At 43.3% G+C, this 8,096-nt stretch carries 8 protein-coding genes; 5 read left to right on the top strand and 3 right to left on the bottom strand.

Going from position 1 to position 8,096, the window contains the following annotated elements; all coding sequences use genetic code 11:
• Positions 1–460: 460 nt before the first annotated feature.
• Complete coding sequence (locus tag QNK26_RS17605; RefSeq protein WP_319225331.1) at positions 461–1,441, top strand: universal stress protein; 981 nt, start codon at positions 461–463, stop codon at positions 1,439–1,441.
• A gap of 114 nt (positions 1,442–1,555) precedes the next feature.
• A complete protein-coding gene (locus QNK26_RS17600; RefSeq protein WP_319225330.1) occupies positions 1,556–2,170 on the top strand; it encodes a flavin reductase family protein in 615 nt (204 codons plus the stop codon).
• Here the strand turns inward: QNK26_RS17600 and QNK26_RS17595 are convergent.
• Together QNK26_RS17595 and QNK26_RS17590 are read right to left on the bottom strand one after the other, a co-directional pair.
• A complete protein-coding gene (locus QNK26_RS17595; protein WP_319225328.1) occupies positions 2,167–3,102 on the bottom strand; it encodes a 3'(2'),5'-bisphosphate nucleotidase CysQ in 936 nt (311 codons plus the stop codon). The two genes, QNK26_RS17600 and QNK26_RS17595, sit on opposite strands and share 4 nt — an antisense overlap.
• A 5-nt stretch (positions 3,103–3,107) precedes the next feature.
• Positions 3,108–4,196, bottom strand: a complete 1,089-nt coding sequence (locus QNK26_RS17590) for a phosphotransferase (protein ID WP_413816377.1) — start codon at positions 4,194–4,196, stop codon at positions 3,108–3,110.
• Between the two features lie 416 nt (positions 4,197–4,612).
• Here QNK26_RS17590 and QNK26_RS17585 point away from each other — a divergent pair, with 416 nt between their 5' ends.
• On the top strand, positions 4,613–5,278 hold the full coding sequence (locus QNK26_RS17585; RefSeq protein ID WP_319225326.1) for a YoaK family protein: 666 nt from the start codon (positions 4,613–4,615) through the stop codon (positions 5,276–5,278).
• A 100-nt stretch (positions 5,279–5,378) separates the two neighbouring features.
• Here the strand turns inward: QNK26_RS17585 and QNK26_RS17580 are convergent, their stop codons facing one another.
• Positions 5,379–6,266, bottom strand: a complete 888-nt coding sequence (locus QNK26_RS17580) for a LysR family transcriptional regulator (protein ID WP_319225324.1) — start codon at positions 6,264–6,266, stop codon at positions 5,379–5,381.
• A gap of 190 nt (positions 6,267–6,456) precedes the next feature.
• Between QNK26_RS17580 and QNK26_RS17575 the strand changes: the two genes are divergently transcribed.
• Together QNK26_RS17575 and QNK26_RS17570 are read left to right on the top strand one after the other, a co-directional pair.
• The gene (locus tag QNK26_RS17575; protein WP_319225322.1) at positions 6,457–7,080 is read left to right on the top strand and encodes a glutathione S-transferase; all 624 of its coding nucleotides are present in this window, start codon (positions 6,457–6,459) and stop codon (positions 7,078–7,080) included.
• A 13-nt stretch (positions 7,081–7,093) separates the two neighbouring features.
• The coding region (locus QNK26_RS17570) for a pyridoxamine 5'-phosphate oxidase family protein (protein WP_319225320.1) at positions 7,094–8,096 on the top strand (1,003 nt) is incomplete at its 3' end.

Genomic DNA, 8,096 nt, shown 5'->3' with positions numbered 1-8,096 from the left:
GTTGAAATTAAGCTGGCAGCTGAGCATGAATCCGCCAGCGTTTATCTCGCTTGGAAAACCGCGAACAAAGGAAAGGGTTTGCAAAAATTGCGCGCTATTATAGGCCAGTATTGCTAAGTATCTTGCGCAGCTGGTTATTGGATCATGGCTTATGTTTAATACTGCTCGATTTATATAACGCGCAGGACCTTATGCTAGATGCCGAAGCATTAGCCAAGATTAATTAAGAAATGTGCACAAGCGCTGTGCACACCAATATATAAATACAGTTTAGTTTATCGATACCACCATATTAACCCTATATAATGTGAGGGAAAACAGCTTTTCTGTTGCAAGAAGGGGCAAGAAACATAAATTGAGTCCATAATTACTACTAGATAAAAGATCGATTTTAAACCCCCATTTACAAATGAAATCATGATCGACACATAGATCGAATGGATTATTATAGGACAGTGATATGCAACGATTTAAAAATATTATTTGTGTCGTAACGTCTGATCCTAACAGTGCCGCGACGTTAGAGCGGGCTGTAGCGTTAGCAAATAACAACCAAGCTCGACTGACGGTTGCCAAAGTTATTGAAAAAATACCGTCCAATATAAAAATACCCAATAGTATTCTATCGCTTGATAAGATCCAGGCCAGCATAGTGGCGGAGCATCAAAAAGAACTGCAAGAATTGATCGACCCTTGGCACGATAAACTTGAAATCCAAACCAAGGTGCTTATCGGTATTCCGTATTTGGAAGTCATTCGCGAGGTGCTTCGTAACGATTATGACATGGTCATTAAGGCTGCCGAAATTAACGGCCGATTGCAGAATTTGATCGGCAGTAATGACATGAATCTGTTACGTAAATGCCCTTGTCTGGTTTGGTTAGTTAAGTCGGATACCCCCAAATCATACCGCCGTATTCTCGCTGCTGTGGATGTCGATAATGATGTCCCATCGGAAGAATTAGATACCAGAAACTTACTTACCCATCAAGTTATCGATATGGCGAGTTCGTTAGCACTGTCTGAATTCGCCGAACTGCATATTGCTCATGCATGGGAAGCCACTGGCGAAAGAGACTTACGCAGCGGGTTTGCCGCAATAGCAGAGAAAGATATCGTGATTTATACCGAGAAGATAAAGCAACAGCATACTCAGAGTTTGAACAAAATCATGGATGAGATAATGAATAAATTGGGACGGAATTCTTTTGAATATCTCAACCCCCAATCGCATTTACTTAAAGGCCAAGCCCATAAAGAGATCCCCGCTTTTGCCGACAAGATTGAGGCTGATATTGTGGTCATGGGGACAGTGGCTCGCTCGGGTATTTCCGGATTTTTTATGGGCAATACTGCTGAAATGATCCTCAACCGGATCGACTGTTCGGTACTTGCGGTTAAACCACCGGGTTTTGTAACCCCTGTTACCCTAGATAAATAAGCCAGTATGTGTCAGGGTTACCTCTGGTATACATTACGGCTTGATTAAAAAATATCAGCAATTAAATGTTTAGTATGTCACGATGCTCCTTTGCTACAACAAGGAGTTAGTGACATGCAGTTAAACTTTTCCGATTTTTCCGCCAATCAGCGTTACCACTTGATGACTCAAACCGTCATTCCACGTCCGATTGCCTGGGCGCTCACCGATTCAGGTAATGAAAACTATAACTTAGCCCCGTTTTCCTATTTCACTGCTGTATCGAGTGATCCTGCCTTATTAATGATATCTGTTGGCACTAAACCCAATGGTGATAGCAAAGATACCCTCACTAACGTTCTTAAGCATAAAACAATGGTCATCCACATAGCTTCGGCAGATCATGCCGCACTCGTCACGCAGACAGCTGCGACATTAGCGCACGGTGAATCTGAACTTGCCAATACCGGATTAACCACCACGGCATTTGCAGATTTTCCCTTACCGCGATTAGCGCAATGTGATATCGCTTATGGTTGTGAGCTTTATGACATTAAAGAGTTGGGTGATGCGCCGCAAACACTGATCTTTGTTGAAGTGAAGCAGCTTTATATTAATGACTCTGTGGTGATTCAAGATAATAAAAACCGAATGAAAATTGCGGCAGATAAAGTTAAACCGCTGGCGCGATTAGGAGGCGGGGAATATGCATCTATTACGGTGCCGTTTAGCCTACAAAGACCGGATTAAGTAAATAAACCGTACTGGTTACCGGACGTACCTACGCCATTGCTATACAGCACCCCTTGATGATTCATGTAATTAGAATCACTACGGTTAAGATCTAAGGCACCACCCTGATAATTACTGACTGCGCAAAACGCAGCTGAAGATGACGCTAAATATTGAGCCGCCAGTGCTTGGGTTATTGCCGCTGTCGCACTGAAATCCCATAAACTGCCGCCTCCGAGCTGCGCTTTGGGTAATTTCACATAACACGCTGGTGGATTTTCGAGTACGCCAATGGCATTCATGACCGCGCCGCAGTTTTTGATTACCTGTAATTCCAGTCCTTGTTGTCCTGCAAGCGTTGATAATTGTTCAACGACTGTCGGATAGCGTGAGTCTTGCTGGAAACTGCGATCTATATACAAACTTAATGCATGGCTATTTTTCTTAGGCTGCTCAGGTCGCCAAGGCAAGCCATTTTTCAATACGACTGATATCAGTGGTTGTGCATTGATGGCTTGGTAGAGATCGCCTGTGCAGGGATTATGCACCACGCCAATGATCGGGTTACCAGCCATATCGACCAACGCGATAGACACGGCGAAACCATTCCCACCTTCAATAAAGGGCAGGGTGCCATCGAGTGGGTCGATACACCAGAAGTAGTCTTTATTAAAGCGGGCGTGAGTTGCAACATCCTCCTCGCAGGCATTTTCTTCGGTCAACAGGGCAATATCATATTGCTCGATAGTTGGCTGCAGTATCTCCAATATAATGGCTTGGCTGTCCAAATCGACTTGCGTTACCACCTGCGCGCTCAAACTCGATCCCGCCTGTTTATTGTGTACCTGTAGTGAGCGCCTATCAACGTTGTTGATGAACGAGCCTGCTTTTAATGCCGCCTCTGTGGCGAGTTGGAGTAGCTGTTCCAGCTGACAATCGGTTAGTTTCATTATCTCTATTTACCTTGTTCAGCGGAGTTTAATTGTGTTAACGCTTGTTGAGTCAGTGCTTCGGTATAGCTATTGATCTTCCAATGCGTCGGACTCCAGCCTTTCATGAAACGTTGGAAATCAGCCCAAGCGATAGAATAAAGCGGGCGCCATTCATCTTCCACGGCTTGTGGGTCAATATGTGGTTGCTGCTCGATGAGTGCTTGTTTTAAGAGTCTGAAATAATAGTTCAACAGTTCCGGTACGTCCTGCTCACAGCGTTGATAGGGCAAGCAACTGCTCAGCAATAAGATCACATCTTTCATGCCGCAACCTTGGCCGACATATTGAAAATCAACGCCTGCAACCTGAGTTCCAGCGGTGGTGAAACAGAAGTTAGCTAACTTAGCGTCACCATGAATAAGCGTTTGAAACTGGCATTGCTGTAATGTTTTATCTATTCGTTCTGCGGCTTGTTGCAATGGCACATCGGTTAGTTTTTCTAGCTCGTCAGGACGGGTTGCTAGGTGCCAATAACTGCCGCACTCCCACAAACCATCTGGCTCAATCGCCAGGTGCTGAGCATGGAAATAAGCCAGCCAAGACAAGCATGCCTCTATTTTTTTATGATTGATTTGTGGAACGTCTGCCACTGACTCGTGGGTAGAACTGTCAGGTTCGAAGTTACTATGAGTAAATTTAAAATTAAGCGGAGTAGGCTCAAAACTGGTGACGGTATGCTCAAATCCTAGCGTGGCTAAATCTTCCATGATGAGTAATATTTCATCATCCAACTCATTAACATACAGGCACTTGGGTACTGGGCATTGCGGCAGACAATGATTGGCGTAGTGCTGATACCAGTGCAATTCCACCTGATATGATTTCAACTTTCGCTGATGAGAGATAGGCGTGTTCCAACCGCGAGGATGCACTTTGGGTTGGGGCAATTTGATATGTTTAACTATCACCGAGGTATACTGGCTACCGTCCAATGAGGCTCGAAAAAGCTCACCGTATCCCCCCCATAACGGTTGGATTAGTTGAGTACTGACAACGCGCTCTGCTCTCATTACGTTGGCAACTGCTTGTAAAACGTCTACCGGTATACTCATATCTGACTCATGAATTTGAATAGGCTGATAGTGTATAAAATAGTGCTGCAGATGGGTATCGAATTTCAATACAAATTCGCAATACATGCTGAATTCCCAGCTTTGAAACCAGATGCTTATAGCGCCAAATAATTCAATGATGTCATTAAGTGCCATTATTTGGCGGTTGAGGCCATAGAATTGAAAGAACTCCAGTTGCTTTTTGAAGCTCATTTTCTGCCAGCAGAATAATTTATATACAGCGACAATAGGCTTAGGCTTTTTCCCTGTGTTTTATTTGATTTAGGATAGCTATGTTTGATTCTCGATTTGTAATTAACAATAAATTTGCTACTGTTCATCGCAATAAAATTACAATGGAATTCACCTTATACGGCATTCCATTTAACAAGCTATTTTTAGCTTAAAGAGTTGTCGTGATTTCAAAATTACCCCGCTGGGTAGAATATGGCTCATTTGTGCTTGCTCTGGTTGCTGGGCTTATTAATTCTATTGGATTATTAGGTTTTCAACACCAAGCCGTTTCACATTTATCTGGTACCGCGACACTGCTTGGAACCGGAATTATAAACGCCAATTTTTCTGATGTGCTTCACTTGGTTTTAGTTATCCTTAGTTTCCTAATGGGTTCTGTAATATCAGGTTATTTCCTGCGTAGCGGCGCATTAAAATTGGGTCGTAATTACAGTGGTCTTCTGGCTTTAGAAGCCATGCTTATTTTGGGATCTATATATTTCTTAGCTCAAGGCTCAGTGCAAAGTAATTATTGGGTTTCAGCGGCTTGCGGCTTACAGAACGCACTTGTCACTACTTACAGTGGCGCTGTTATCCGAACAACCCATTTAACGGGTATATTTACTGATTTGGGTATTATGTTAGGGGCGAGGTTGAGGGGTGAACCATTTGATAAAAGAAAGGCATCATTGTTTATCTTAATTATGATCGGCTTCATTTCGGGTGGCTCATTCGGTGCCTATTTTTTCAGTATTTTAAATTTTTATGCCTTATATATCCCGGCTGCTATTTGCTTGTTATTGGCATTTTCCTATTCAATTTACAATGCCAAAGTCAGCAGGTCATGAGGCGTTAACATTTCCTTGTTGTACAACCTATGTGCAATTCATAAAGTCTTGCGATACACCCAAAATTAGTATCACTGTGGCGCGGTATTTAACGGTATATTTACCCGCCAAATTCGGCAATTAAGAAGTCAATGAAGCAGCGTGATTTTTTAGGCTGATAGCGACGATGAGGGTAGATGGCAAACATGCCAAATGTCAGTGTACTATAACCAGGTAACACCTCTTCTAATCCCCCCGATTCAAGTACATCTTTGATAATGAAATTGGGTATTAAAGCGATGCCGCCACCAGACATTGCCATCGCTTTGACTGCGCGGGGACTATTCACTGCCACGTTAGATGTCACCGTTATGATCTCTGTTTTGCCATCAGGTGCAACGATAGGCCATTGTTTGCCAATCCTAAAATTACTATCAATAATACAGTTGTGCTGGTTAATATCCTGCGGTTTTAGTGGATGGCCATGAGTGGCTAAATACAGAGGAGAAGCGCATAAGGTTAACGGAAAGTCTGCTATCTTCCTGGCAATAAGGCTGGAATCATCAACACTGCCGATGCGAATGACCACATCAACGGCTTCTTCGAGCATATCTATCATGCGGTCTGTGAGTTGTAAATCTACGCTAATATCGGGGAAACGTGCTAAAAATTCAGGTAACTTTGGTGACAACATCGTATCGCCAAACGTTACTGAGGTGCTGATGCGTAAGTTACCTCGCGGTGATGTTTGCTCGCCCGTCACATTATCAACCAGTCCTGAAAACTCATCTAATAAGGGCAGGGCACTATCGTAATAACGTTGACCAGCTTCTGTTAAGACTAACCTGCGGGTCGAGCGATTAAACAAGCGTACACCTAACTGTGCTTCAACCTCGGCAATGTACTTGCTAACTAACGCTTTCGACATGCTCAACCGCTCGCTTGCTGCCGTAAAAGAACCGGTTTCAACAACCGCTATTACGGTTTTAATGCCGTCTAATGTATCCATGTGTTGTCTATCCTCGTTATCAATACTGCTGTGATTATCAACGCCGCCTGATTGTCAATGTAGTGTTGACAATCATTCAACAATACACCTGTTTATCAATATTTCAACTTGGTCGATACTTACTCTATCAACAACACCGCAAAGCAATACTGAGCAAACACTGTTAACACACATTTTAAGGAAATTACTTATGTCAGCAATTAAATTATACCGTCACCCATTATCAGGCCATTCACATCGTGTTGAGGTTTTTCTTTCTTTACTCGGTTTAGACAACGACATCATTGATGTTGATTTGCTTAAGGGGGCACATAAACAGCCTGAATTCTTACAAAGAAATAGCCTTGGTCAAGTGCCTGTTATCGAAGATGGTGATATGACTTTAGCTGACTCCAATGCCATTTTGGTTTACCTCGCGAGTAAATACGACCCTTATCGTACTTGGTTACCTGAAGATTTTACCCAAGCTGCGCAAGTTCAGCGTTTTCTGTCTGTTGCTGCGGGTAAAGTTGCCTTTGGCCCTGCTGCGGCACGCTTAGTGAATGTATTTGGCGCCAGTCTTGACCATCAACATGCTAAAAATATTGCCCATGCATTGCTCACTGAATTAAATACTCACCTTGCTGATAGCAGCTGGTTAGTCGGAACAACACCAACCATTGCAGATGTGGCAAACTATGCTTATATCGCGCATTCGCCAGAGGGCGATATATCATTAGCTGCGTACCCACATGTACGTCGCTGGTTAACCAGATTTGAAGCATTAACAGGGTTTGTGCCGATGCAAAACACCGCTGTTGGCCTTACCGCTTAAGAGGATAGATACCATGGACCTTAATTCGAACTTAGTTACCTCTCCATTTCACCGTGGCGAACAAGCCATACAGGAAAAGTTAGGGGTAAGAGAGCAGATGGAGCGTTTTGGTCGTCGTGTTATTCGCGACCATATGCCACCACAGCATCGTGAGTTTTATCAGCAACTGCCATTTATATTTGTTGGCCATGGCGATAAGGATGGTTGGCCATGGGCATCTATTTTATTTAATCAGCCAGGTTTTATTCAATCGCCAGATGAGCAAAGCCTACATCTCAATGTACAACCTGTGGTTGGCGATCCGTTACGCAAGGCTATGGATGGTAATACCAAACTTGGGTTGCTGGGTATTGAGTTGGAAAGCCGCCGTCGCAATCGCTTAGCGGCGCATATAACAGCTTCAAATGATAAACAGATCCAGCTTTCGATTGATCAATCTTTTGGTAATTGCCCGCAATATATTCAAAAGCGTGAGTATGAATTCATTGATCCCAATAGCATGCCAAGCAGTAGTGTTGAAGCCTTGACTGAATTGGATGTGGCAGCTCAGCAATTGATTGCCAATAGCGATACTTTTTTTGTGGCCAGTTTTGTTAATAATGCAATAAATGGGGATAATGAAAAAGCAGCGAGCAGTGATGCCAGTATTGGCGCTGATGTATCACACCGTGGCGGAAAACCCGGTTTTATTCGCGTGGACAATAATAAAAGTCTCACTATTCCGGATTATGTAGGCAACAATCATTTTAATACCTTGGGTAATTTTGTGGAAAACCCAAAAGCCGGATTGCTTTTTATCGATTTTGACAAGGGTCATATACTCACGCTGACAGGGCGTGTTGAAATCTTGTGGCAGCCGGAAGATCGTCGATATTTTGCTGGCGCAGAGCGTTTGTGGACTTTTCATCTTGAACAAGGCTACCGCTTAAATTACAGCTTGCCGTTACGTTGGAAACTTAACGATTTTTCGCCTAATACGCTAATGACAGGTACATGGGTTGAAGCAGAGCGTGAGA

The organism is Moritella sp. (assembly GCF_033791185.1).
Lineage (GTDB): Bacteria > Pseudomonadota > Gammaproteobacteria > Enterobacterales > Moritellaceae > Moritella.
The sequence above is the reverse complement of the archived record's forward strand: the minus strand, read 5'-3'. Positions and strand labels throughout refer to the sequence as shown.

Coding starts and splice junctions, on each gene's coding strand:
- QNK26_RS17605 (WP_319225331.1), top strand. CDS start 461: ATGCAACGATTTAAAAATATTATTTGTGTCGTAACGTCTGATCCTAAC.
- QNK26_RS17600 (WP_319225330.1), top strand. CDS start 1,556: ATGCAGTTAAACTTTTCCGATTTTTCCGCCAATCAGCGTTACCACTTG.
- QNK26_RS17595 (WP_319225328.1), bottom strand. CDS start 3,102: ATGAAACTAACCGATTGTCAGCTGGAACAGCTACTCCAACTCGCCACA.
- QNK26_RS17590 (WP_413816377.1), bottom strand. CDS start 4,196: ATGAGTATACCGGTAGACGTTTTACAAGCAGTTGCCAACGTAATGAGA.
- QNK26_RS17580 (WP_319225324.1), bottom strand. CDS start 6,266: ATGGATACATTAGACGGCATTAAAACCGTAATAGCGGTTGTTGAAACC.
- QNK26_RS17575 (WP_319225322.1), top strand. CDS start 6,457: ATGTCAGCAATTAAATTATACCGTCACCCATTATCAGGCCATTCACAT.